Here is a 23,058-nt window from a genome sequence, read left to right as displayed (position 1 = left end):
ACGACAGCCGTCGTGGTTGATCCCGAACATCGGAGTCGGTTTGCGCAAGCTCGTCTACTATGTCGCCAGCACCCTCGACGGCTTCATCGCCGCCCCCGACGGGTCCTACGACTTCCTCCCGCTGGAGCCGGACGTGGCGGCCCACCTGTCCGCCGAGTGGCCCCAGACCTTCCCCACGTTCACCCACGCCCAGTTCGGCATCGCCTCGCCGCCGGCCGGCCGCTTCGACGCCCTGCTCATGGGCCGCGCCACCTACGACCCGGCGCTGAAGATCGGCGTGACCAGCCCCTACGCGCACCTCACGCAGTACGTCTTCTCCCGCTCCCTGCCCCCGTCCGACGACCCGCAGGTGGAGATCGTCGACGCCGACCCGGTGGCCTTCGTCCGCGACCTGAAGCAGCAGCCGGGCGGCGACATCTGGCTCTGCGGCGGCGGGCAACTCGCCGGCCAGCTCCTCGACGAGGTCGACGAGCTGGTGGTCAAGCTGCACCCCATCGTGGCCGGCAGCGGCATCCCGCTTGCCGACCGGGGCTTCACGCCCACCCGGTTCACCCTTGTCGACACCCTGCCGTTCGACAGCGGTCTGGTGGTGCTCCGCTACACCGCCGGGGCGCGGTAATCGGCTTGCCGCGGCCGGGCGGGGTCGCGCACGGTGGGACGGTGACCAGCCTGACGAAGAGCCGGATCCGCTGGGCCGACCTGCCCGCCCCCGTCCGCGCCGCGGTCGAGGAGATCCTCGGCGACCGGGTGGTGGCGGCCGAGTCACAGCACGGCGGCTTCTCCCCCGGCACCGCCGACCGGGTCCGCACCGCCGGTGGCGGGCGGGCATTCGTCAAGGCGGTCAGCCCGGCGCAGAACGACCGCAGCCCCACGCTGCACCGCGCCGAGGCACGCGTCGCCGCGGCCCTGCCGCCCGCCACGCCGGCGCCCCGGCTGATCGGCAGCCACGACGACGGGGACTGGATCGCGCTGGTCTTCACCGACGTCGAGGGCCGGCACCCGGTCACCCCCTGGGAGGCCGGCGAGCTGGCCGCCGTGCTGTCCACACTGGAGGCAATGGCCGCGATCCTCACCCCCGCGCCCGCCGCGGTGGCCACCACCGCGACCGAGCATCTCGGGCACGACTTCGGCGGCTGGCGGCGGATCGCCGCCGACCCACCGGCCGACCTGGACGGTTGGGCGCGGTCCCGGCTCACCGAGCTGTGCGCGGCCGCCGACCGGGGGCTGGCCGCGCTGGCCGGCGACACCCTCTGCCACGTCGACATCCGGGCCGACAACCTGCTCATCGGCCCGGACGGCGCGGTCACCGTCGTCGACTGGCCGTGGGCCTGCCGCGGGCCGGCCTGGCTGGACAGCCTGCTGGCCCTGGTCAACGTGCAGGTGCACGGCGGCCACGACCCGGAGGCGCTGCTGGCCGCCCTGCCGCTCGCCGCCGCTGTGGACCCGGCCGACCTGACCGGGGTGCTGGCCGGGTTCACCGGGTTCTTCCTGGACGGCGCCCGCCAGCCGCCCCCGCCCGGCATCCCGACGGTCCGCGCGTTCCAGCGCCTGCAGGGCGACGCGCTGCTGCCCTGGCTCGCCCGCCGCCTGGGCTGACGGGCCGGCGGGGTCAGGCCCGCTTCGCGAAGGTGACGAAGGCGCGCCAGGCTTCGGGAGTGAACGTGAGGGTGGGGCCGGCCGGGTCCTTGCTGTCCCGAACGCCGACCACGCCCGGCAGGTTGCCGGCCACCTCGACACAGGCGCCGCCGTTCGAGCCCGAGCGGGTCGACTTGCGCCACCGAGCACCGGTCAGATCCATGATCGCGCCGCCTCGTTGATCAGGTCGAGAGACTGTCGGCGGGACAGGGCTTCCCCACGGACCGCCTCCCAATGCCGTTGCAGAGCGGCGATGTCCTCGGCCTCCTGCATCACCTGCGCGCGGACCTGCTGGTCGATATATGCGACCACCGAGGCGTCGCTCAAGCTGGCCAGGATGAAACCGCCTTGCAGTGCAGGGTAGAGCCCGGCCTCCTCGGGCACCACCAGGATCTGCACGTGCGGCAGCGCGGCCATCTTGACCAGATGGGCGAGCTGCTCACCCATCAACGCGGCATGACCCTGCAAGGGACGACGCAGCACCATCACGTCGAGCACCGCGACGAGCTGGGTCCTCCTCGCGCGTGAGGATGGACTGCCGCCCGAGCCGGGAAGCTACCCGCTGCTCGATCCTGTCGGCACTGAGCAGGCTTTCGGCCAGCGTCATGCGCGCATACGCCTCGGTCTGGAGGATGCCGGGGACATAGGCCGGCTCGTACCAACGCATCAGGGTGGCCGCACGTTCGTCGTCGATCCATGCTCGCATCCATGGCGGGGCTCCCTGGACCAGCGAGGCGTGGCGTAGCAGTCGGCCGAACACCCCGCCCGTGTCCAGCGCCTGGTCCATTGCGACCAGGTAGTCCGCCTTCGGCGCACGCTGGCCAGTCTCCACACCGGAGACATGGGACGCCGAGTAGTTGATTCTGCGAGCCAGGTCCTCCTGGCTGAGGCCGGCTCGGAGGCGCGCCTGTCGCAGCTCACCGGCGATGAAATCCCACCACGACCCGCCCATGCTCTCCCCTGCCTCCGCCCAGATCCGCACACCGCTTCCCACGGTTTCCCGCGCCCCGCTCCGGCTCTGCTCAGCAGCCATCCAGAGCGACGGAAAGCCTTCCTACCCGCCGGACCGGCCGCCGCACCTGCCGATCCGGCCGATGTGGCTGTGCCGGGCCTGCGGCACGCCGTGGCCGTGCGCCCAGGCCCGGCTGCTGCTCAAGGCCGAGTACGCCGACCACCCGATCGACCTGGCCGTCTACCTGTCCGGGCTCTACCACGAGGCCACCCACGACCTGTTCCGGCTCAACCCGCACGACGGGCCCACGCCGCGCGACCTGTTCGAGCGGTTCGTGGCATGGGGGCCGTACCGCCGGGGCGTGGTCGAATGACCGCCTCAACCATCCGGCGGCCGGACCGCGTTCTCAGAGGGCGAGGGGGTGGGCATGTCGGAGACGTTCCACGAGTTCGTGGTGCAGCGGTCGCCCGCGCTGTCGCGGACCGCGTACCTGCTGACCGGGGACCACCAGCACGCCGAGGACCTGTTGCAGAGCGCGCTGGCGCGGACGTACCGGCACTGGCGGCGGATCCGCGACGGGGACCCGGAGGCGTATGTGCGCCGGGTCATGTACCACCAGCAGGTCTCGTGGTGGCGCCGGCGGCGGGTGGCGGAACGGCTGGACGCGACGCCGGTCGAGCGGGGCGGCGGCGACCACACCGAGAACACCGCGCTGCGGCTCAGCGTCGTGGCCGCGCTGCGCCGGCTCACCGCCCGGCAGCGGGCCGTGGTGGTGCTCCGCTACTACGAGGACCTGACCGAGGCGCAGGTGGCCGAGGTGCTCGGCTGCTCGGTGGGCACGGTGAAGCGGCACGGGCACGACGCCGTGCGCCGGCTCCGGGACCTCGTCCCCGACCTGTGGGAGCGGACGCCGGAGAGGAGCGGGCGATGAGCGTACGGCTGCGGGAGGCCCTGCGGGAGGCGGCGGCCGAGGTGCCCGCGTACCCGGTGCACGAGCGGGCGGTGCGGACCGCACGGCGCACGCGGCGGCGGGCGGCGGCGGTCGCGGCCGTGCTGGTGCTGGTGGCGCTGGTGCCGGTGGCGGTACGCGGCGACGACCGGCCCTCGATCGCGCCGGCCGGCGCGGGTGGCCCAGCGCTGCCCGACCGGATCGGCCTGCCGGCGTTCGGCTCGCTGCGCGCGACCGACCGGCCCCGGCTCGGCCCGGCCGCGCTGATCTTCAGCGGGCAGGCGCGAGGGCTCACCGGCCTGCTCGACGAGGACGGCACCATCGGCATCGTCGGGGCGGACGCCGACCGCTACCGGACCTGGAGGGTCGGCTTCGAGGCGCCGGTCGGGGAGAAGGTGCTGCTCTCCCCCGACGGGCGGCGGGTCTCCGTTCCGGCCGGTTCCGGCGAGCACCCCCGGGTCGATCTGGTGGACCTGGTCGACGGGACGGTCGGGCACCTGGCGAGCACGGTGTCGGGCAGCACCCTGACCGAGCCGGTCGGCTGGGCGCCGGACGGGACCGCGCTGGTGGTCCGGGACGCCACGCCGGCCAACCCGGAGGGCAGCGCCTACGTCAACACGCTCAGCCTGGTGCGGCTCGACACCGGCCAGGCGGTACGCCTGCTCGAAACCAACCAACTGCCGATCTTCGGGACCCCTGTCGCGTTCAGCGCCGACGGGTCCCGGCTGGCCTTCCAGGTAGGCGACAAGGTGCTCGTGACCGGCACCGACGGGCGGCAGATCACCTCGTTTTCGCTGCCGCCGGAGAGCGGGCTGGCCGGCAAGGGGGCCTGGCTGCCGGACGGGACGCTGGCCCTGGTGAGCCGCGACCCGGACACCACCCGGTGGCGGCTGCGCCGGGTCGACCCGGCCACGGGCCGGGACCTCGGCGTGCTGGCGCTGCCCGCGGTCGACGGCGTCACCACCATCCGGCTGCTGGGCTGGTGGCCGGACGGCTCCGCGCTGGTGGTCGGCTACCGGCCCGAGCCGAACTCCCCGGCCTCCTTCGCCGGTTCCCTGGAGATGGACCAGCGCACCGCGTACGGGAACGTGCGGGCCGTCCGGGTGCTGGGCCTGGCCCCGGGGGCCGCCGCGCCGGACACGCTGCTGACCGCCCCGGACCAGGTGCTCGCCATCGACGTGGCGGACGCGGTGGTGCGCGCCGGCCGGGTCCGCGCGGCGGATCCGCCGTCCGGACCGGGCGGCCGCGTCTGGTGGGCGGCCTTGGCGGCGGCGCTGGTGCTCGGCGGCCTGGTGGCCGCGCGCGTGCTCCGGCGACGACGGGCGCACCGGTCACTCCGGAGCGCGCACCTCGTGGGTGAGGAAGGGCAGCACCGCGGCCGGCAGGGCGGGTGAGCCGACGATGTCGTAGTGGGTCAGCCCGGGCAGCACAGCCAGCCGGGACGCGGGCCGGCCGGTGCCGTCCCCGCCGGCGTCCCGGTGACCGCCGCCCAGCAGTCCGAAGAACTCGGCCACGTGGTGGACGGGGATCGAGTCGGCGTCGGCGAACACCAGCAGCACCGGCATGGGCAGGGCGGCCACAGCGGCGGACCAGTCGTACTCGCGGCGCAGCAGCTCGCCGGTCTTCGCCCAGAGCGCCGGCCAGTCCTGCGGGCGGGGCGCGACCCGTTCGTAGCGCTCGTGCGGCGGGGTGCCGCGCATCCGCTCGGCGACCCGTTCGTCCTGGGCGGCCATCGCGGCCAACACCTCCGGGTACCAGCCCTGCCGGCGGTACGGGGTGGAGACCAGCACGAGGCGGCGGACCAGGTCGGGGTGTTGGATCGCGGCGCGCAGCGCCACCCCGCCGCCGAGTGAGTAGCCGAGCACGTCGGCGGCCGGCAGGTCGAGGTGCCGCAGGAGCGCGGCGACGTCCTCGGCCATCGACTCGTGACGCAGCGGCCGGTCCACGTCGGCGGTGCGGCCGTGGCCCTGGAGGTCGACGGCGACGACCTGCCGGCGCGTGACGAGGTGGGGCAGGACGGGCGCGAACGTTTCCGTCGAGCCGTAGCCGCCGTGCAGCAGGACGAGCGGGCGGCCGGCGCCGTGGACCTCGTACCAGAGCCGCACCCCGTTGACGTCCGCGTAGGTCACACCCCTTCAACGACGGTCGGCCCGGCGGCGGGTCGCCCCACCGCCGGGCCGGTCCGTCCGGCGTTACCCGGCGACGTACCGGTGCAGTCGGCCTTCGTCGGTCTCGACCACGCCGTCCCGGCGCAGGCCGGCCTTCTCCAGCACCCGCACGGACGGCACGTTTGCCGGGTCGACCGTGGCGTACACGAGCGTCACCCCGGGCAGGGTGCGGGCGTGGGCCACCAGGGCCCGGACCGCCTCGGTGGTGTAGCCGCGGCAGCGCCGGGACGGGACGAGGCCGTAGCCGAACTCGACCGCGCCGTCGGTGGGCGGCAACTTCAGCCCGATGCCGCCCACGGTGAGGCCGGTCTCCCGCTCGATGACGAGCCGGTGGCCGTGCGGCCGGTCCGGGTTGCCGGCGATGATCCCGGCGATCACCCGCTCGCCGTCGGCCGGGAAGTCCGGCGCCCAGTGCGGGCGCCGCTCGCCGGCGACGACGGCGGCGACCTCGTCGGCCGGCCAGGGGCGGAGTACGAGACGGTCGGTGGTCAGGTCAGGGTTGGACAACGCGATTCTCCAAGGTCGTGGAGTGACCCGGGTCGCGGTGAGTCTCAGTCAGAAGGCGCGACCCGGAAAAAGGCATGGCAGGGGAAGCTCATGGCGATCCATGGCCTCATCCCCCTGCGCCCACGACGGTCGCGTGTCCGCGCGATGGCACTCTAACCCATGATCCGGATACGCCGCGCCCCCGTTACCTCGGGCCAACGGGTAACGGGGGCGCGGGCGGGGGTCGGTCAGCTGACGCCGGTAACGGCCTTGACCAGGTTGATGCCGAAGTAGATCACGAACGCGACGGCCACCGCCCACATCAGCGGGTGGATCTGCCGGGCCTTGCCCTGGGCCACCCGGATCGCCACCCAGCTGACGAAACCGGCGCCGATGCCGTTGGTGATCGAGTAGGTGAACGGCATGAGGGTCATCGTCAGGAAGGCCGGGACCGCGACGCCCACGTCGGTGAAGTCGATGTCCTTGACCTGGCGGATCATGAGCGCGCCGACCACCACGAGCGCCGGGCCGGCGGCCTCGCTCGGCACCAGCGACACCAGCGGGGTGAGCAGCAGCGCGCCCAGGAAGAGCACGCCGGTGACCACGCTGGTCAGGCCGGTCCGCCCGCCGTCCGCGATGCCGGAGGAGGACTCGACGTACGTGGTGGCGGAGGAGGCGCTGCCCGCGCCGCCCGCGACCGCGGCGACGCCGTCGACGAAGAGCACCTTGCCCAGGCGCGGCATGTCGGTGCCGTCCTCGGTGGTCAGGTTGGCCTGCTTGGCGAGGCCGACAGTGGTGCCCATGACGTCGAAGAAGTCGGCCAGCACCAGGGTGAAGACCAGCAGCAGCGCGGTGACCAGGCCGACGTGGGCGAACGCGCCGAACGACACGTTGCCGACCAGGTGCAGGTCGGGGGTCTGGAAGAGCGGGTCCGGCAGGGTCGGCACGTTGAGCCGCCACCCGTCCGGGTTGGGCTTGCCGTCGGCGGTGAACGCCCCGCCGGGCTTGGCGAACGCGTTGACGGCCACCGCGACGACAGTGGTGGCCACGATGCCGATCAGGACGCCGGCCTTCACCTTGCGGGCGACCAGGATGCCGGTGACCAGCAGGCCGACCAGGAAGACGACAGTGGGCCAGCCGTGCAGGGTGCCGTTGCTGCCCGAGCCGAGCTGGAGCGGCACGCCGGTGCCGGCCCGGACCAGACCGCCGTCGACGAAGCCGATCAGCGCGATGAACAGGCCGATGCCGGCCGCGATGGCCGCCTTCAGCTCGGCCGGGATGGCCCGGAAGACGGCCTTCCGGAAGCCGGTGAGCACCAGCACCGTGATGATCAGACCCTCGATGACGACCAGGCCCATGGCCTCGGCCCAGCTCATCTGGGACGCGACCGCGTACGCCACGAAGGCGTTCAGCCCGAGGCCGGTGGCCACGGCGAACGGCACCCGGCCGACGATGCCCATCATGATCGTCATGACCGCGGCGACCAGGGCCGTGACCCCGGCGACCGGCGCGATCCCGAGGAGGTTGCCGTCCTTGTCCGGCGCGGTGCCGATGATCAGCGGGTTGAGCACGACGATGTAGGCCATCGTCGCGAAGGTGGTGATCCCGGCGAGCACCTCGCGCCTGACCGTCGAGCCCCGGCGGGTGATCTCGAAGAAGCGGTCGAGGCGGCTCTGCGCGGCGGGTTCCGCCGGCTCCACCGGGACAGCAGGATCCTGCGTAGACACGCTCATGGCGTGGCCTTACTCCGTTCCGGGTTGGCCCAGCCGGTCGCGCCGGTCGGGCGGTGGGGGTGCAGCAGTCCCGTTTCGGTTGGCCCGGAGAACGGCGGGACGGCTGGGCTCCACGGGTCCCGTGAAGCACTACGAAGCCGCGCCCCGGGTTCCGGGAAGCGACTTCGCGACGCCCACCTTAACCGCCGGGTAACGGCGGATGACCTGCCCCTACGCGGGGAGCCGGCGCGCGGGTGGCCAAGGTCACGTCCCGGCGCGGTGCCGGGCGATCCATTCGGCGTTGAGCGCGTCGGCCTGACGGGCGTGCCGGGGCCGGACCGGCACCCCTGCCGACGGCAGTCCGAGCGCGTCGAGGAGGCCCCGGGTCACCCCGGGCGGGTCGGCCGCCAGGTCCTCGTAGCGCACCCGGTGCGGGGTGATCCCGTACCGGGCGAACCAGGTGTCCCAGGCCGCCTGATGCTCGGCGATCGTGCGCAGCAACTCGTCGATGCCGTCCGGGTCGTAGCGGGGCTTGCCGGTGGCCGGGCCGGCGGCGTCGACGGCGTCCGGGGCGGTGTCGGTCCACCGGCCGGTCTGCTCGGCGCGCAGCCAGGAGACCGCCTGCGCGAGCACGTCGTCACGGCGCAGGTGCACGAAGGCGGTCCGGCCGAAGGCCCGGCGCAGCAGCGCATCATCCGCGCCGGCCAGCTCCGGATTCCCGGCGGCCAGCCCTTCGACCACCCGGTCCAGCGTCCCCCACATCAGCTTCGCCCCGAACACGCCGTTGCCGGTCCGGCCGGCCGCCAGGGCCGCCCGGACGTAGTCGCGGTAGTGCCACTCCCCGGCCGGCAGGCCCCAGCGGGCGGCCCAGAGCGGCTCGTCCGGCACCCGGAAGTACGCCTCCGGCCGGCCGGCCACCCCGGTGGAGGCCAGCAGCCCGCAGAGCAGCGAACTGCCCGTCCGCGGCACCGCACAGATGAAGTACGCGTCGACGCCGGTCACTCCCCGAGCCAACCGGAGCGGCCCGGCCCCGGCAACCGGGTATCGGGTTCAGCCGGCGAGCGCGCCGGGCCGGGAGGTGTAGCGCTTGAGCCGCAGCGCGGGCTTCTCCACGAGGTGCCACGAGGCGTACGCGAGCAGGCCGGTGACCACGATGACCACGGTGACCAGCACGGTGTCGCGCAGCCGTCCCGCCAGGCCCGACCACAGCAGCACGTTGATCACCGGCATGTGCCAGATGTAGACGCCGAAGCTGAGGTCACCGAGCCGCTCGGTCGACCGGCGCAGCACCGCCGGGCCGTGGTGGCCGACCCAGAACAGCAGGTACGCCAGGGGCAACGCCGTGGCGACGGCCGCCACCACGGACCAGTCCGCGTCGGCCCGGAGGCGGAGCGCGGTGCCGGCCGCGTACAGCAGCGCGGCGCCGGCGGCCAGCGCCCCGTGCTGCGGGAGCCTCGGCCAGGCCCGGCCGATGGCGATGCCGATGACGAAGAAGGCCAGCCAGGGCCAGAACGTCACGCCGAGCAGCTTCCCGCCGAGCACCTCGGTGGTCGGCCCGCCGAGCGCCGCGTGCAGGACGGTGCCGGTGAGCCCGGCGGTGAACGCGACCGCGACCATGGCGCGGAAACCGGCCCGGTGCGCGAGCCACACGAGGAGAGGCAGGAGCAGGTAGAAGCTGACCTCGACCGGGATGGTCCAGAGGCTGCCGTTCACCACGCCCACGCCGAATCCGTGGAACAGCGCCGGGTGGTAGACGGGGACCAGCGCCAGGTTGCTGGCCGCCCAGGCCAGGAACGGCGTGCCGCGGAGCGCGCCGAGGGACACGATCCCCAGCGCGACGAGCGCGGCGGACATCACGGCGAAGTACAGGTAGAGCGCCGGGACGATCCGGAGGAACCGGTTGCGCAGGTACTCCCGGGCCGGCCGGCCCTCCCGGCGGCAGCGTTCCGCCGAGGCGTACACCATGCCGCCGCTGAGGATGAAGAACGCGACGACGCCGTCGAAGAACCACAGGGCGCCCCCGTGGCGGTACCACAGGAAGCCGGCGCCCAGGTGGGTGCTGGCGTGCTGGACCAGGACGCAGCCGGCGGCCGCCAGCCGGAGTGCGTCGAAGCAGTTCTGCCGCCGTGCGGTGCGGGGCGGGGCGCTGGGCCGGGCGGTCAGGGTCATGTGGGTGCTCCCGGTGCCGGACTGAGGGCGGGACGGTGGGCGCCCGGGTCAGTCCGGTGACCGCCGGCCGCCGACTGATCAACGATCTCGACCCCGGACCGTCACGGTGCGTGACCGGCTCCGGCCCAGGCGGCGGGGCGGTCAGCTCCGGGCGGGGTCCCGGGGGCGGGCGCGGAGGTGGGCGCGTTCGCCCTGGGCGCCGAAGAGGCTGAGGAACTCGACCGCCTCGGCGTCGGCGGGGCCGAACCAGTGCGGCACCCGGGTGTCGAACTCGGCCGCCTCGCCGGGGGTGAGCACCAGGTCGTGCTCGCCGAGGACCAGCCGCAGCCGGCCGTTCAGCACGTAGACCCACTCGTACCCCTCGTGGGTCTGCGGGGTGGGCTCGGCGGGCCGCCCGCCGGCCGGGATGACCAGCTTGTACGCCTGGATGCCGCCGGGCCGGCGGGTGAGCGGCAGCATGGTCATGCCGTGCCGGGTGACCGGCCGCAGGTGGATGCGCGGGTCGCCGGTGGGCGGGGCGCCGACCAGCTCGTCGAGCGTCACGCCGTGCGCCCGGGCCAGCGGCAGCAGCAGTTCGAGGGTGGGGCGGCGGCTGCCGGACTCCAGGCGGGACAGGGTGCTCACCGAGATGCCGGTGGCGGCCGCCAGGTCCGCCAGGGTGGTCTCCCGTTCGCGGCGCAGCGCGCGCAGCCGGGGGCCCACCGCGTCGAGCGCGCGGTCGAGGTCGTCGTCCATTCCACCAGTTTGCCAGATCAGCAACAAAGTTTGCGGGTGCGGCCACCACTGTCGCATGGTTGCCGCGGGAGGTGGTCAGAATGACCGAACGTTACGAGGTGGTGGTGATCGGCGGCGGCGCCGCCGGGTTGAGCGGGGCGCTGATGCTGGCCCGGGCGCGCCGGTCGGTCCTCGTGATCGACGGGGGCAGCCCGCGCAACGCCCCGGCCGAGGGGGTGCACGGGCTGCTGGCCCGCGACGGCATGCCCCCGGCGGAGCTGCTGGCACGCGGCCGGGACGAGGTCCGCCGGTACGGCGGGCACCTGCGGGACGGCCAGGTCGAGACGGTGACCCGCGACGGCGAGGACTTCGTGGTGGTGCCGGCCGACGGCCGACCGGTCCGGGCCGCCCGGCTGCTGGTGGCCACCGGCCTCGTCGACGAGCTGCCGGAACTGCCCGGCCTGCGCGAGCGGTGGGGCCGGGACGTGGTGCACTGCCCGTACTGCCACGGGTGGGAGGTGCGCGACCGGCCCGTCGGGGTGCTGGCCACGGGGCCGCTGTCGGTGCACCAGGCGCTGCTGTTCCGGCAGTGGAGCGACGACGTCCTCTTCCTGCGCCACACCGCGCCGCCGCTCACCGACGAGCAGGCGGAGCAACTGGCGGCCCGCGGCGTCCGCGTCGTCGAGGGCGAGGTCGCGTCGCTGGAGGTCGTCGCGGACCGGCTGGTCGGGGTACGCCTCAGCGACGGCCGGCCGGTCGCCCGCGAGGTGCTCGTCGCCGCTCCCCGGATGGTGGCGCGGGCCGGGTTCCTGGCGGCGCTCGGGTTGCCGGCGGTGGCGCACCCGTCCGGGGCCGGCGAACACGTCCCGGCCGACCCGACGGGGCGTACCGCGGTGCCCGGGGTGTGGGTGGCGGGCAACGTCACCGACCCGGCCGCCCAGGTCGGCGCGGCCGCGGCGGCGGGCGCCCTGGCGGCCGCCGCGATCAACGGCGACCTGGTGGCCGAGGAGACCCGCCGGGCGGTCGAGGCGGCGCGACCGGGTGGCATTCACGAATAAGACTTACACGGACATTATTCCCGTTTAGGTTACTGCGGAGGGATGCAGTCGAGACGGGGGGCGACGTGGACGACGGGTATCCGGCGATCGAGGACCACGGGCTGATCGGTGATCTCCAGACCGCCGCCCTGGTGACCTGCGACGGGACGATCGACTGGTTCTGCGCGCCCCGTTTCGACTCCCCCAGCATCTTCGCCAGCCTGCTGGACCGGGAGCGCGGCGGCTTCTTCCGCATCTGCCCCGACGAGACCACCTACGTGACCAAGCAGCTCTACCTGCCGGGCACCCCGATCCTCATCACGCGGTTCATCAGCGCCGACGGGGTCGCCGAGGTCCAGGACTTCATGCCGGTCACCGGCGAGAAGGCGACCGAGGTGCACCGCCTGGTGCGGATCGTCACCATGGTCCGGGGCAGCATGCGGTTCCGGCTGGAGTGCCGGCCCCGGTTCGACTACGCGCGGGAGCGGCCCCGCCTGGAACGGCACCGCAACGGGTACGTCTTCCGCGGCTCGTCCGCGTCGCTCACCTTCAACCCGGTCCAGCCGGTCCGCCGCCTGATCGCCGAGGAGGACATGCACCTGGAGGACGGCGACCTCATCGGGTTCGGCACCCTCAACGAGGGCGACACCGGCGGGGTGGTGCTGGAGACGAACTCGGACATGGAACCCCGGGCCGTCCCCCTCGAAGAGGTGCAGGGGATGTTCGAGTGGACCCGCGACTACTGGCGGCGGTGGGTCGAACGCTCCCGCTACACCGGCCGGTGGCGGGAGATGGTCGAACGGTCGGCCATCACGCTGAAGCTGATGACGTACGCGCCCACCGGCGCCATGATCGCCGCGCCGACGGCCGCGCTGCCCGAACTGGTCGGCGGCACGCGCAACTGGGACTACCGCTACACCTGGGTCCGGGACACGTCGTTCTCGGTGCACGCCCTGCTCGGTCTCGGCTTCACCGAGGAGGTCGGCCGGTACATGGACTGGCTCGACGAGCGGATCCGTGAGGCCGGCGACCACCAGGCCCCGCTGAAGATCATGTACCGGGTCGACGGCTCGTCGGACCTGCACGAGGAGATCCTCGACCACCTGGAGGGCTACCGCGGCTCCCGGCCCGTCCGGATCGGCAACGGCGCGGCGGACCAGCTCCAGCTCGACATCCACGGCGAGGCGCTGTTCGCCATGCACGTCGCCGACGAACAGGGCATCCGGGTCTCCCACCAGGTGTGGAAGAGCACCGTACGGCTCGTCGACTGGCTGTGCCACAACTGGGACCAGCCCGACGCCGGCATCTGGGAGAGCCGGCACCATCCCCGGGACTACACCTTCGGCCGGGTGATGTCCTGGGTGGCGCTGGACCGGGCCATCCGGCTCGCCGGCCGCACCGGCCGCCCCGGGGACATCGGCTGCTGGACCACCCAGCGGAACCTGATCTACGACCAGGTGATGGCGCGCGGCTACCACCGGGGCCGGGGCTCCTTCGTCCAGGCCTACGGCGAGAACGTCCTGGACGCCGCGCTGCTGTCCATGCCGGCGGTCGGCTTCGTGACGCCGTCGGATCCGATGTGGTGCCGCACCCTCGACGCCATCGAGCGGGAACTGGTCTCCGACAGCCTGGTCCACCGGTACGACCCGGTCCACTCCCCCGACGGGCTCCCCGGCCACGAGGGCACGTTCAACATGTGCACCTTCTGGTACGCCGAGGCGCTGGCCCGCTCCGGCCGCCTCGACGACGCCCGGCTCACCTTCGAGAAGATGTTCACCTTCAGCAACCACCTCGGCCTCTACGCCGAGGAGATCGCGTCGACCGGCGAGCAGATCGGCAACTACCCGCAGGCCTTCAGCCACCTCGCGCTGATCAACACGGCGCTGGCGCTCAACGAGCTGCTCGACGTCGAGGCGGAGGCCCGCCGCAGGCGCTGACCGGCCGGACTACTCCTCCGGGACGCCCGGGCCGACCTCGCCGCGGCGCAGGTGCTCGACGTTGCGGTCGGCTTCGCTGTGGGCGTTCGCGGCTCCCGCCGCCGGGTCCTCGGTGCGGCGACCCTCGACGTCCTGGTACACCTCGCCGCGCTCGAGCGCTTGCTCCTGCTGCCGCCGACTCTGCTCCGGATCCGTCATGAACAGCCGTTTGCCCGGCCGCTCACACCCGCAAACCGGTGCCGGCGCGCCGACGGCCGGGCCGGAGCACGGTTAGCCATCGGCGGGCCGGGTAGGCATCGGCGCCGCGTGCAGACCCGATTGGACCCGGCAGGTCTGCCGGGACCCGTCCGAGAGGAACAACGGTGTCACCCGAGTATCGCAAGAACCCGGAGGCCGTCTCCCGGTTGTCGCCCGAGCAGTACCGGGTCACCCAGGAAGGCGGCACGGAGCCGGCCTTCGACAACCCGTACTGGGACAACAAGGAGCCGGGGATCTACGTCGACGTCGTGTCCGGCGAGCCCCTCTTCGCCTCCGTCAACAAATTCGACAGCGGCACCGGCTGGCCGTCCTTCACCAAGCCGATCGAGCCGAGGAACGTGGTCGAGGTGCGGGACTCCACCCTCGGCATGGTCCGCACGGAGGTCCGGTCGGCACACGGGGACAGCCATCTGGGCCACGTGTTCGACGACGGCCCCGTGGAGGCCGGCGGGCTGCGCTACTGCATGAACTCCGCCTCCCTCCGCTTCATCCGGCTCGACGACCTCGAACGCGAGGGTTACGGCGAGTACCGCAGGTTGTTCGAACATTCGGACGGGGGGCGACAGCGATGAGCGACACGCAGAAGGCGGTCCTGGCCGGCGGCTGCTTCTGGGGCATGCAGGACCTGATCCGGAAACGTCCGGGCGTCGTGCACACCAGGGTCGGCTACACCGGCGGGGACGTGCCGAACGCGACCTACCGGAACCACGAGGGCCACGCCGAGGCGATCGAGATCGAGTTCGATCCCGCCACGCTCTCCTACCGCGACCTGCTCGAGTTCTTCTTCCAGGTGCACGACCCGACCACGAAGAACCGTCAGGGCGGCGACATCGGCACGAGCTACCGGTCCGCCATCTTCTACTGCGACGACCAGCAGCGACAGGTCGCCGAGGACACCATCGCCGACGTCGACGCCTCCGGCCTGTGGCCGGGGAAGGTGGTCACCGAGGTCACCCCGGCCGGCCCCTTCTGGGAGGCCGAGCCGGAACACCAGGACTACCTGGAGAAGCATCCCGGCGGCTACACCTGCCACTTCCCCCGGCCCGACTGGAAGCTCCCCCGGCGGGGAGAGAGCCGGAGCTGACCGCACCTCCTGCCCACGACACAGACCGAGGAGAAGGAGGCCCTCGTGGCCGTCAAGACGCAGACCCTCGCCCGCGCCACCGACATCCGGCCGTTCACCGTGGAGATCCCCGAGTCGGAGCTCCAGGCGCTGCGACAGCGGATCGCGGCCACCCGGTGGCCCGACAAGCAACTCGTCAACGACCAGTCGCAGGGCGTGCCGCTGGAGACGAGCCAGGCGCTCGCCCGCTACTGGGAGAAGGAGTACGACTGGCGCAAGGTCGAGGCGAGGCTGAACTCGGTGCCGAACTTCATCACCGAGATCGACGGGCTGGACATCCACTTCCTGCACATCCGGTCCCGGCACGAGGACGCGCTGCCGCTCATCGTCACCCACGGCTGGCCCGGATCGATCATCGAGCAGTTGAAGATCATCGGTCCGCTCACCGATCCCACCGCACACGGCGGGTCCGCGTCGGACGCCTTCCACCTGGTGATCCCGTCGATGCCCGGCTACGGGTTCTCCGGCAAGCCCACCGAACCCGGCTGGGGGCCCGAGCACATCGCGCGTGCCTGGACCGAGCTGATGAAACGCCTCGGCTACGACCGGTTCGTCGCCCAGGGCGGCGACTGGGGCGCACTGATCACCAACGTCATGGGCGTGCAGGCGCCGCCGGAACTGGCCGGCATCCACACCAACATGCCGAGCACCGTGCCGCCCGAGATCGACGCCCTGGTCCAGTCCGACATCACCGGAATCAACAACGCGATGTCCAAGCTTCCGGCCAACCTCTCCGACGAGGAGCGGCGGGCCTGCGAGCAGCAGGACTTCTTCTGGAAGCACTCCGCCTACGCACTGATCATGGCGACACGTCCGGAGACGCTGATCGGTCTCGCCGACTCGCCCATGGCCCTGGCCACCTTCATGTGCGACCACGACGCGGCCAGCCTGGAGCTGATCTGCCGGGCCTTCGCCGGGCAGCCCGGCGGGCTCACCCGCGACGACATCCTCGACAACATCACGCTCACCTGGTTGACGAACACGGGCGTCTCCGCCGCCCGCCTCTACTGGGAGAACAAGCTCTCCTTCCTCGGCGCCAAGGACGTCTCCGTCCCCGCCGCCGTCAGCGTCTTCCCGGACGAGCTCTACCAGGCGCCCCGATCCTGGGCCGAGCGGGCCTATCCGAACCTCATCCACTACAACAAGCTCGACCGGGGCGGGCACTTCGCGGCCTGGGAGCAGCCGGAACTGCTGTGCGACGAACTCCGCACCGCCTTCCGGTCACTCCGCTAGCGGTGTCGCCGGGCGGACCTCCGCATCTCATCCAGGTGTGGAGGTGCGCCCACGTCCGTCGCCCGCGGCGGTGGCGGTCTAGACGGGCGCGGATCCACCCTGCGTGATCCTGCCGGCCTGGTCCGTCACGGCCGCCAGGAAGGCGGTCAGTGCGGGAGGCTGCGGGGTGTCCCGGGTGACGATCACCAGGCGGCGCCGGACGGCGGCTTCGGCGACGTCCCGGGCGGCGAGGGCGGGATCGCCGGCCGGCAGGGTCAACGCCGGCAGCAACGCGACGGCCGCCCCGACCCGGACCAGTTCGAGTTGCACGTCCGCGTCGCTGGAGCGGTGTCGCAGGTCGGGCTCGTACCCGCCGAGGGACCGGCAGGTCCCGACCACCATGGCGTGGTGGCCGGTCCCCTCGGCGGAGGCGGTCCAGACGTCGGACCGCAGCGCGGTGATCGGGACGGGCGTCCCCGGCGCGGCGAGCGGATGGGCTGCCGGCAGGACGACCTTCAACGGTTCCTCGTGCAGGACCGCGAAGCGGAGCCCCGCCGGTCGTGGCCGGGGGTGGCCGTCGTACTCGTCGGCGATCACCAGGTCGACCGCGCCCAGCCGCACGCCGGGCAGGGCCTGTTCGAGTTCGAGTTCGAAGATCTCCGCGCGTACCCGTGGATGGTCGGCCGCCATGCGGGCCACGGCGGGCACCAGCAGGCGGCGGGCCGCCGACTGAAGGCCGCCGGCCCGCACGGTGCCCCGGACGTCGCCGCCCAGCGCCGCCAGGTCCGCCTCCGCCGCCTCGGCCGCCGACAGCAGCACCCGCGCATGCCCGGCCAGCAGCCGCCCGGCGTCGGTGAGCCGCACGCCGCGCCCGGCCTTCTCGAACAGCCGGGCACCCGTCTCCTTCTCCAGGAGGGCCAGCTGCTGGGACACGGTCGACGGGCTGTAGCCGAGCGCGGCGGCGACAGCTCCCAGCGTGCCCCGCTCCTCGAACTCCCGGAGGAACCGGAGACGGCGAAGATCCAGGGCGACCATTCGGAAACTCTAACGATTCAACTCCACCAATCATCGCTGGACCTGATGGGTACGGTGGCCGATGCTCGTCGCATGGGTCCGGCGCTGTGTCTCGTGTCCGCGGCGTGCTTCGGCGCGATGGCGATCTTCGGCAAGTTCGCGTACGACGCGGGCGTCTCACCGGCGGCCCTGCTGCTGGTGCGCTTCAGCCTGGCAGCCGCGCTGCTGGGCGTCGTCCTCCTCCTGCGGCCCGGCCTACGGCGGGCGGAACCGGGCGAGCACCGGGCCGTACCGACCGGCCGGGTGCTGGCGACCGCGATCGCGTTGGGCGCCGTCGGGTACGCGGCACAGGCCGGTCTGTTCTTCTCCGCCCTACGACTGATGGACGCCTCGCTGCTGTCCCTGATCCTCTACACCTACCCGGTCCTGGTCACCGTGGCGGCGGTGCTGCTGGGCCGGGACCGGCTGACGCCGGGGCGGACCGCCGCACTGCTTGCCGCATCCGGTGGAACCCTGCTGGTGCTGCTCGGCGCCGGCGGGGTGAGCTTCCACCCGGTCGGGGCGCTGCTGGCCTTCGGCGCCGCGGTCACCTACACCGTCTACATCCTCGTCGCCGACACCGTCGTACACCGCCTGCCACCCGTGGTCCTGTCCGCGCTGGTGATGACCGGGGCCGCCGGCACCCTCGGTCTCGGCGCCGCGCTCACCGGCGGGGTCGACCTCGACTTCCGCCCGCCGGGATGGTTCTGGCTGGCCTGCATCGCCGTCGTCTCCACCGTCCTGGCGATGCTCACCTTCTTCGCCGGCCTGAGGCGTACCGGCCCGTCGACCGCGGCCATCCTGTCGACCTTCGAGCCGGTGGTCACCACCGCACTGGCCGCGCTCACCCTCGGGGAATCACTGAGCCCGGTCCAGCTCGCGGGCGGCGCCCTGGTGCTCACCTCCGTGGCGGTCCTCCAGGTCCGCCCGACGGGCAGGGCGAGGGCTGGTGGCCCGGTCACGGGAGATGCCGCAGTCGGTGGGTCACGTCCATCGACGCGACTCACGGAAGCCGGGCGGCTATGACCCGAACTTCTTCCATTGCCCTTCGGAGACCACCTCGACCACGCCGTCGACGACCTTGATGGCCGTCTGTTCGTCGATGGCGTAGGCCGGGACACCGATGTCGGCGGCCCACCGCTCCGCGTCGGCCAGGGTGTTCGTCGGGAAGGCGTCCAGGTGCGGAAAGATCGAGAAGTCGACGACTCCCAGGGTGCGGTCGTCCGGCGCGGACGGCCACTCGACGAAGTACGTTCCGATCCGGGGCGTCATCACCATGCTTCCGGCACTCACTCCCACCCAGACCAGGTGGGGCAGCGATGGCAGCAGATCGGCCAGCCCGGACTCCCGCATCCAGTGGCACAGGTACGTCGCGTCGCCGCCGTCGACCAGGAGAACGTCGGCCTCCCGGACCCACGGCACCCATCGCTCCGCGCCGATGGTGGGCAGGGCGGTGAGCTCGAGGACGCCGAGCGACGCCCAACCCAGGCCGGACAGGTACTGGAACCCGGGCTCCGCGGCTACGAACCCCCGCACCGATGTCGGACCGCACATCGGGTGACCCCATTGTGCTGTCGGGACGCAGAGGGCGTGGCACTCGGCGATCGGCTTGCCGAGGAGCTGCACGAGCGCCGAGTGGATGCTTGGGTTCGTGACGCCGCCTGACGTCAGCAAGAGCTTCACGGTGCCTCCAGATTCACACGCGGGGTGGATGTATCTGAAGACCTGGGACCGTGCCGGAACTCATCGGCTTGTAAGGCGCTTCGGCGAGACTCGCAGCGTCCGCTGACGTCCATGGCGTCCGGGCCGCAGGCGAGGTCCGTACGCCATGTCCGGCCGCAGCCGCCGCCGTTGATGTCAGCCACGGATGTCAAGCCAGGTTCTCAGGCTGCCCCCGGCGGTCCGGGATAGCCCAGGTGGCTCCCGGCCCAACCGATGCTCCCAGGCGGTTGCTTCCACTCGCCGGTGCGCCTCTTCGAGATCGATAGGCGAGGCCATCGCTTGCGTGCTGCTTGCCGGCTGACGCCTACCGCCGCACCAAGCTCGGGATACCCAGCACCGTACTGCACCGCCTCCTCGGCGCTAGCGGATACGAGGTCAGCGAGAAGGCTGCCCATCTGCTCACCTGCCGCCATCCGCGCGAGGTGAGTCCGCATCCCCTCCGCGTAGCTCGGCTTGTGAGCACCCCCGCCGTGCGCATCCACATCGGAGTCGTTCAGCCGCTGCGCCCATTCGGCGGCAATAGCACCCAGTTGCCGCCGCAGGTCCTGTCGCTCGTCCTGGGTTAGCTCCCGCATCACTGACCCCCTCACTAGTGGCCTCGCACTTCAGAGTCCCGCTGACAACCAAGGTTGTCAAAGGCTAAAATTGGGTAGTACGCGCGGCCGGGCTACGACCGCCGCCGGGGGAGCCTGGTCGTGGTTGTCAGCCAGTGCCGACAGGTGCCATCCCGTCCGCTCGCACACGGCAGCTGCGTCGTTCGTTCCGACCACTGTCGTCGCGCAGCAGGCGGTTCGCTGACTCGCTGCTGACTCCGCCTGGCTCCGACGTCTCGATTACAAGCTCTGTGCATCCCGTATGCACATGTCCGGGAACGGCCGCACGCTCAAACTCTCGTCCGTGCCAGCCCCCGTCGGTGTGCCGCTGTGCGGCCCGGTTGCTGTCAGCGTTGCTGTCGACAGCAATCCGCCCGGAGGTGGCTTTTGCTGCAATACTGCTGCGATGTTGGTGTGGGTCGGGCGGGCCGCGGCTCTGCTTGTGGCGCTCGCGTTGGCAGTTGTCGGTGTGCTGTTTGTCTATGCCTCTTGGAACGCTTGGGATGGCCTGCCGCCGGATGGGCCGCCTCTCGGCGATGCTTCTCGGACCTATGAGACCCTCATCGCCTTGTTCGGTCTGAGTCTCTTGGCCGGCGGCATCTGGATCGTTGTCCGAGTCGCCCGCGGCGTGCGTCAGCGCACAGCGTGACCTGACCCCCCGCTTCTGCTGCCATCCTTACCGTCTGCCGTCGACCCGCTCTCCTGGGGAGCGGGCCGCCGCCCGGTCCGCGACGTCAAGCGTGCCTTGACGCACGGACGGACGCTGCCGGAACGGACTGAGTGGGCTCTCGTGTCACGGACCGCGCCCCAGCGGACACCGCCACAGTGGCGCAGTTGACCCAACCTCGCCCCGGTCCCCGGGGTCGGAGGGTGGCCACCGGCGGCCACCCTCCCCGTCCCAGGTGAGCAGTTGACCTGACCCTGAGCGGCTGCGGAGCCGGCTCCTGGACGACCGGCATGCCCTCCGCGGCCACCGCCCCCATGCTTGGGGCTTGCCGCGCGGACCCGGCAGGCCCTCTCCTGCGCCGCGCTGCTCAGGCGCGGCGCGGCCGGCTGCGGCGACGAACCTCCACCACCCTTCCCGCTATCCCGTCTGCGGCGGCCCCGGGCTTCCCGCTTTCCGCGCCGGCCGCCGGGCGTCAGGCGTGACGGCCGCAGAGCGACAGCGGCAGCGGCCGGCGCGCGCCCAGGCGGCGGCGCGTGCGGCCCGTCAAGGGCCGCCTTGAAGACGTACAGAAACTTTGAACCAACCGCCGACAGCCGGCAGCCGGCAGCCGGCAGTCGTACTCCGCTTGATGCGTTACGTCGTGGCCTCACTTGACGCGTGACACGACGCCCTGGCTCGTTGGCTACCCGGTGTGAACGCGGGGCGGCGGGAGAGGGCTGGCCTCCGCTTCTAGCCAATGAGCCGGGCAGACTGAGCCTGGTGAGCGATGATTACATCCGTCTGGTTCCCACGGATCCGAGCTGGCAGCCTGAGCCCGAAGCTGCTGCCGCCGTCGTTGCCTATGTGGCGAGCCTGTTCTCCGGGCCCGGTGATGCTGTCGACGAGGTGAAACAGACCTTCTACGACCGGGTGACCTTGATAGACGCAGGCATGTACACGGAGCGGATCACATGCCCACGCTGCGCTGGAGACATCAGCATGCATTGGCTCGGCGACCTGGTCCGCGAGAACGGCACGAGCTTCGACCACCTGGACGTGGCGGTACCCTGCTGCGGTGCCGTCGTGGAGCTGAACACCTTGCATTACGAGGACCCGATTGGCTTTGCACGCTTCGAGGTAAGCGCCTTGAACGCGACTAGGGCGAGATACGAACTTGACACCAACGAACTGGCCCGCGTGGCCGACCTTCTGGGTCATCCGGTCGCGCAGATCCTCGCGCACTACTAGTGAAAATTGGCGCGCTGACCTGCCGCTGACCTCGCGTCTCTGACGGACTGTCGAGTCCGCCCGGCGTCCGGCTGGGTAGTAACGCGGTGTAACGGCGGCAGCCCGTCATGCGGGAACCCGTCACGCGTCAGTGGAATCGATGTGTCACGCATCAAGTGGAGCCCGACACGCCGGCAGCCGACCCTGTCCTCCGTCGACTGATGCGCGACACTCGTCCGCCAACTGATCTGCGACACGTCGGCGGTCTGATCGTGGCACAAACGGATGCTCCGCGGTCTGGCCAGCTCGCTGCCACCACGGCCGGAGCAGCCTGAGCGCGCACATGATCCAATGGCGCAGTGGAACTGATCAAGCAGTTCAGCGAGCAGCAGTACGCTCGGGCGCTGGAGTCATGGGACTGGCTGGATCTCGCCGGCAAGGCTCCGCGGTTCACCTCACTGTTCGGCGATGTGTTCCTTGAGTCTGCCGACGGGGCGTGGTGGTTCCTCGACACCTTCGAAGGGCAGCTCGTACGGGGGTGGGACTCCCGTGCCGACCTAACCGCCGAACTGGACACCGAGGGTGGCCAGGACAGGTACCTTCTGGCCACCCTCGCCATGGCCGCATACCACCGGCGCGGGCTTCACCTGGACGCCAGCCAGATCTACGCCTACGCGCCACCGCCGATCGTCACGGGCAGTTTCGCCGTCGATCAAATCCAGGTGTTCAACTTCGTTGCGGTGCTCAATACCGCCGGCCAGCTCCACGAGCAGCTACAGAACTCTCCCAGCTAGGAGCTGAGGACCCGGCCCGTAGTGCCCGCCACGACGCTGGTCGCGGCAGCCTGCGGCGAGCGAGTTCCCATCGGCATAGCAGACCTTGCGTCGGCGGCCATCCTGTCGCCCCTAGCTTGCTGGATCTGTCGCACATCACCTGGCGGAGCTGCGTCGCACCTCAGCTGTCGGATCACAGCCGGCAGCCGACCCGGGATCAGGCGCCGGAGCCTACCGAAGGGCTTCCGCGAGCGCCTCGGCGTTCTTCTTGTCCACCCGGGGGAAGGTGAGAGCCACGCCGTCGCCCGCAGTACCGAACGCGAGGCGCAGCAGGCTCACGACGCCCATCTTGGCCTCGGCCAGCGAGACGTGTTCACGGGCCACCTCACCGAGGACCTTCTTTCCGGGGCCCCCGAGGAACGTCTGCGGCAGGAAGATCAGTCGACGGTTGGTGAGCACGACGAACTGCTTACGGGTCGACGCCAGCGCCGCCCCCAACAACGCTCCGCCACCCTCAAGCCTGATCGCCTGGCTGACGACCGTCCCGAGTCGCCCGGCCGAGAACTTTCCCACCATGGCCCGCGTCGCCACGACCGGCTGCTCACCGGGCTGCAGGATCGGCGTCACCTGCTCGAACGCACGGGTTTGAAGCTTCTGCTGCACTGCGTCTCCGTTCCTTGTCGCGAATCGTG

General features: G+C 71.9%; 25 protein-coding genes and 1 pseudogene. 14 read left to right on the top strand and 12 right to left on the bottom strand.

Going from position 1 to position 23,058, the window contains the following annotated elements; translation table 11 throughout:
- The first annotated feature begins 40 nt into the window (after positions 1-40).
- Both GA0070603_RS27690 and GA0070603_RS27685 read left to right on the top strand, forming a co-directional pair.
- The gene (locus tag GA0070603_RS27690) at positions 41-619 is read left to right on the top strand and encodes a dihydrofolate reductase family protein (RefSeq protein ID WP_091319792.1); all 579 of its coding nucleotides are present in this window, start codon (positions 41-43) and stop codon (positions 617-619) included.
- 41 nt (positions 620-660) lie between these two features.
- Positions 661-1,596 (top strand): phosphotransferase family protein, encoded by a 936-nt coding sequence (locus GA0070603_RS27685; RefSeq protein WP_208862954.1) that lies wholly within the window; start codon positions 661-663, stop codon positions 1,594-1,596.
- A gap of 13 nt (positions 1,597-1,609) precedes the next feature.
- Here GA0070603_RS27685 and GA0070603_RS27680 read toward each other — a convergent pair whose 3' ends face one another.
- Together GA0070603_RS27680 and GA0070603_RS27675 are read right to left on the bottom strand one after the other, a co-directional pair.
- Entirely contained in the window at positions 1,610-1,798 is a 189-nt protein-coding gene (locus GA0070603_RS27680; protein ID WP_091319789.1) for a DUF397 domain-containing protein, read from the bottom strand.
- A pseudogene (locus GA0070603_RS27675) lies at positions 1,789-2,587 on the bottom strand (helix-turn-helix domain-containing protein). The gene GA0070603_RS27680 and the pseudogene GA0070603_RS27675 overlap by 10 nt, the downstream one beginning before the upstream one ends.
- On the opposite strand from GA0070603_RS27675, the gene GA0070603_RS27670 reads away from it, so the two are divergent.
- Genes GA0070603_RS27670 through GA0070603_RS27660 form a run of 3 tightly spaced genes read left to right on the top strand, consistent with a single transcriptional unit; the run spans position 2,586 to position 4,930 of the window.
- On the top strand, positions 2,586-2,960 hold the full coding sequence (locus tag GA0070603_RS27670) for a hypothetical protein (protein ID WP_244282624.1): 375 nt from the start codon (positions 2,586-2,588) through the stop codon (positions 2,958-2,960). The pseudogene GA0070603_RS27675 and the gene GA0070603_RS27670 overlap by 2 nt on opposite strands.
- A gap of 54 nt (positions 2,961-3,014) precedes the next feature.
- On the top strand, positions 3,015-3,518 hold the full coding sequence (locus GA0070603_RS27665; RefSeq protein ID WP_091319787.1) for a SigE family RNA polymerase sigma factor: 504 nt from the start codon (positions 3,015-3,017) through the stop codon (positions 3,516-3,518).
- A complete protein-coding gene (locus GA0070603_RS27660; protein ID WP_091319783.1) occupies positions 3,515-4,930 on the top strand; it encodes a WD40 repeat domain-containing protein in 1,416 nt (471 codons plus the stop codon). Before GA0070603_RS27665 ends, GA0070603_RS27660 begins: the two co-directional genes overlap by 4 nt.
- On the opposite strand, the gene GA0070603_RS27655 is transcribed toward GA0070603_RS27660, so the two are convergent.
- The 6 genes from GA0070603_RS27655 to GA0070603_RS27630 all read right to left on the bottom strand — a co-directional run bounded on the left by GA0070603_RS27655 (position 4,868) and on the right by GA0070603_RS27630 (position 10,806).
- A complete protein-coding gene (locus GA0070603_RS27655; RefSeq protein ID WP_091319779.1) occupies positions 4,868-5,665 on the bottom strand; it encodes an alpha/beta fold hydrolase in 798 nt (265 codons plus the stop codon). The genes GA0070603_RS27660 and GA0070603_RS27655 overlap by 63 nt on opposite strands.
- Positions 5,666-5,728: 63 nt before the next feature.
- On the bottom strand, positions 5,729-6,211 hold the full coding sequence (locus GA0070603_RS27650; protein WP_091319775.1) for a GNAT family N-acetyltransferase: 483 nt from the start codon (positions 6,209-6,211) through the stop codon (positions 5,729-5,731).
- 227 nt (positions 6,212-6,438) lie between these two features.
- Positions 6,439-7,923: an NCS2 family permease gene (locus GA0070603_RS27645; RefSeq protein ID WP_091319771.1), complete on the bottom strand. Its 1,485-nt coding sequence runs from the start codon at positions 7,921-7,923 to the stop codon at positions 6,439-6,441.
- 243 nt (positions 7,924-8,166) lie between these two features.
- Entirely contained in the window at positions 8,167-8,904 is a 738-nt protein-coding gene (locus tag GA0070603_RS27640) for a Stf0 family sulfotransferase (protein WP_167544593.1), read from the bottom strand.
- A 48-nt stretch (positions 8,905-8,952) separates the two neighbouring features.
- Positions 8,953-10,071, bottom strand: a complete 1,119-nt coding sequence (locus tag GA0070603_RS27635; RefSeq protein WP_091319766.1) for an acyltransferase family protein — start codon at positions 10,069-10,071, stop codon at positions 8,953-8,955.
- 141 nt (positions 10,072-10,212) lie between these two features.
- Entirely contained in the window at positions 10,213-10,806 is a 594-nt protein-coding gene (locus GA0070603_RS27630) for a helix-turn-helix domain-containing protein (protein WP_091319763.1), read from the bottom strand.
- Between the two features lie 80 nt (positions 10,807-10,886).
- On the opposite strand from GA0070603_RS27630, the gene GA0070603_RS27625 reads away from it, so the two are divergent.
- A complete protein-coding gene (locus GA0070603_RS27625) occupies positions 10,887-11,843 on the top strand; it encodes an NAD(P)/FAD-dependent oxidoreductase (RefSeq protein ID WP_091319760.1) in 957 nt (318 codons plus the stop codon).
- A gap of 65 nt (positions 11,844-11,908) precedes the next feature.
- Complete coding sequence (locus tag GA0070603_RS27620; protein WP_091319756.1) at positions 11,909-13,759, top strand: glycoside hydrolase family 15 protein; 1,851 nt, start codon at positions 11,909-11,911, stop codon at positions 13,757-13,759.
- A 9-nt stretch (positions 13,760-13,768) separates the two neighbouring features.
- Here GA0070603_RS27620 and GA0070603_RS27615 read toward each other — a convergent pair whose 3' ends face one another.
- The gene (locus tag GA0070603_RS27615; protein ID WP_091319752.1) at positions 13,769-13,957 is read right to left on the bottom strand and encodes a ribonuclease; all 189 of its coding nucleotides are present in this window, start codon (positions 13,955-13,957) and stop codon (positions 13,769-13,771) included.
- 164 nt (positions 13,958-14,121) lie between these two features.
- On the opposite strand from GA0070603_RS27615, the gene msrB reads away from it, so the two are divergent.
- The 3 genes from msrB to GA0070603_RS27600 are packed head-to-tail and all read left to right on the top strand — an operon-like array spanning position 14,122 to position 16,373.
- A complete protein-coding gene (gene msrB / locus GA0070603_RS27610) occupies positions 14,122-14,589 on the top strand; it encodes a peptide-methionine (R)-S-oxide reductase MsrB (protein ID WP_091319750.1) in 468 nt (155 codons plus the stop codon).
- Complete coding sequence (msrA, locus tag GA0070603_RS27605) at positions 14,586-15,101, top strand: peptide-methionine (S)-S-oxide reductase MsrA (RefSeq protein ID WP_091319747.1); 516 nt, start codon at positions 14,586-14,588, stop codon at positions 15,099-15,101. The genes msrB and msrA overlap by 4 nt, the downstream gene beginning before the upstream one ends.
- A gap of 45 nt (positions 15,102-15,146) precedes the next feature.
- Positions 15,147-16,373, top strand: a complete 1,227-nt coding sequence (locus GA0070603_RS27600) for an epoxide hydrolase family protein (RefSeq protein ID WP_091319741.1) — start codon at positions 15,147-15,149, stop codon at positions 16,371-16,373.
- A gap of 78 nt (positions 16,374-16,451) precedes the next feature.
- Here GA0070603_RS27600 and GA0070603_RS27595 read toward each other — a convergent pair whose 3' ends face one another.
- On the bottom strand, positions 16,452-17,387 hold the full coding sequence (locus GA0070603_RS27595; RefSeq protein ID WP_091319734.1) for a LysR family transcriptional regulator: 936 nt from the start codon (positions 17,385-17,387) through the stop codon (positions 16,452-16,454).
- A gap of 72 nt (positions 17,388-17,459) precedes the next feature.
- Here GA0070603_RS27595 and GA0070603_RS27590 point away from each other — a divergent pair, with 72 nt between their 5' ends.
- Positions 17,460-18,431 carry a DMT family transporter gene (locus GA0070603_RS27590; RefSeq protein ID WP_091319731.1) on the top strand — a complete coding sequence of 324 codons (972 nt, stop codon included), beginning with the start codon at positions 17,460-17,462 and terminating at the stop codon, positions 18,429-18,431.
- Here the strand turns inward: GA0070603_RS27590 and GA0070603_RS27585 are convergent.
- Positions 18,426-19,088, bottom strand: a complete 663-nt coding sequence (locus GA0070603_RS27585; protein WP_091319727.1) for a Type 1 glutamine amidotransferase-like domain-containing protein — start codon at positions 19,086-19,088, stop codon at positions 18,426-18,428. The two genes, GA0070603_RS27590 and GA0070603_RS27585, sit on opposite strands and share 6 nt — an antisense overlap.
- 900 nt (positions 19,089-19,988) lie before the next feature.
- Here GA0070603_RS27585 and GA0070603_RS31310 point away from each other — a divergent pair.
- The 3 genes from GA0070603_RS31310 to GA0070603_RS27570 all read left to right on the top strand — a co-directional run bounded on the left by GA0070603_RS31310 (position 19,989) and on the right by GA0070603_RS27570 (position 22,387).
- On the top strand, positions 19,989-20,369 hold the full coding sequence (locus GA0070603_RS31310) for a hypothetical protein (protein ID WP_139131941.1): 381 nt from the start codon (positions 19,989-19,991) through the stop codon (positions 20,367-20,369).
- A gap of 777 nt (positions 20,370-21,146) precedes the next feature.
- On the top strand, positions 21,147-21,614 hold the full coding sequence (locus tag GA0070603_RS27575) for a hypothetical protein (RefSeq protein WP_091319720.1): 468 nt from the start codon (positions 21,147-21,149) through the stop codon (positions 21,612-21,614).
- Positions 21,615-21,952: 338 nt separating this feature from the next.
- The gene (locus GA0070603_RS27570; protein WP_091319717.1) at positions 21,953-22,387 is read left to right on the top strand and encodes a hypothetical protein; all 435 of its coding nucleotides are present in this window, start codon (positions 21,953-21,955) and stop codon (positions 22,385-22,387) included.
- 210 nt (positions 22,388-22,597) lie between these two features.
- Here the strand turns inward: GA0070603_RS27570 and GA0070603_RS27565 are convergent, their stop codons facing one another.
- Positions 22,598-23,029 carry a hypothetical protein gene (locus tag GA0070603_RS27565; RefSeq protein WP_091319715.1) on the bottom strand — a complete coding sequence of 144 codons (432 nt, stop codon included), beginning with the start codon at positions 23,027-23,029 and terminating at the stop codon, positions 22,598-22,600.
- Positions 23,030-23,058: the final 29 nt, after the last annotated feature.

It is taken from the genome of Micromonospora chersina (genome assembly GCF_900091475.1).
Taxonomy (GTDB): domain Bacteria; phylum Actinomycetota; class Actinomycetes; order Mycobacteriales; family Micromonosporaceae; genus Micromonospora; species Micromonospora chersina.
Note: the sequence above shows the minus strand (reverse complement) of the source record. Positions and strands in the feature narration are given on the sequence as shown.

Coding starts and splice junctions, on each gene's coding strand:
- GA0070603_RS27680 (WP_091319789.1), bottom strand. CDS start 1,798: ATGGATCTGACCGGTGCTCGGTGGCGCAAGTCGACCCGCTCGGGCTCG.
- GA0070603_RS27670 (WP_244282624.1), top strand. CDS start 2,586: ATGCTCTCCCCTGCCTCCGCCCAGATCCGCACACCGCTTCCCACGGTT.
- GA0070603_RS27665 (WP_091319787.1), top strand. CDS start 3,015: ATGTCGGAGACGTTCCACGAGTTCGTGGTGCAGCGGTCGCCCGCGCTG.
- GA0070603_RS27660 (WP_091319783.1), top strand. CDS start 3,515: ATGAGCGTACGGCTGCGGGAGGCCCTGCGGGAGGCGGCGGCCGAGGTG.
- GA0070603_RS27645 (WP_091319771.1), bottom strand. CDS start 7,923: ATGAGCGTGTCTACGCAGGATCCTGCTGTCCCGGTGGAGCCGGCGGAA.
- GA0070603_RS27635 (WP_091319766.1), bottom strand. CDS start 10,071: ATGACCCTGACCGCCCGGCCCAGCGCCCCGCCCCGCACCGCACGGCGG.
- GA0070603_RS27630 (WP_091319763.1), bottom strand. CDS start 10,806: ATGGACGACGACCTCGACCGCGCGCTCGACGCGGTGGGCCCCCGGCTG.
- GA0070603_RS27625 (WP_091319760.1), top strand. CDS start 10,887: ATGACCGAACGTTACGAGGTGGTGGTGATCGGCGGCGGCGCCGCCGGG.
- GA0070603_RS27615 (WP_091319752.1), bottom strand. CDS start 13,957: ATGACGGATCCGGAGCAGAGTCGGCGGCAGCAGGAGCAAGCGCTCGAG.
- msrA (WP_091319747.1), top strand. CDS start 14,586: ATGAGCGACACGCAGAAGGCGGTCCTGGCCGGCGGCTGCTTCTGGGGC.
- GA0070603_RS27595 (WP_091319734.1), bottom strand. CDS start 17,387: ATGGTCGCCCTGGATCTTCGCCGTCTCCGGTTCCTCCGGGAGTTCGAG.
- GA0070603_RS27590 (WP_091319731.1), top strand. CDS start 17,460: ATGGGTCCGGCGCTGTGTCTCGTGTCCGCGGCGTGCTTCGGCGCGATG.
- GA0070603_RS31310 (WP_139131941.1), top strand. CDS start 19,989: ATGTCCGGGAACGGCCGCACGCTCAAACTCTCGTCCGTGCCAGCCCCC.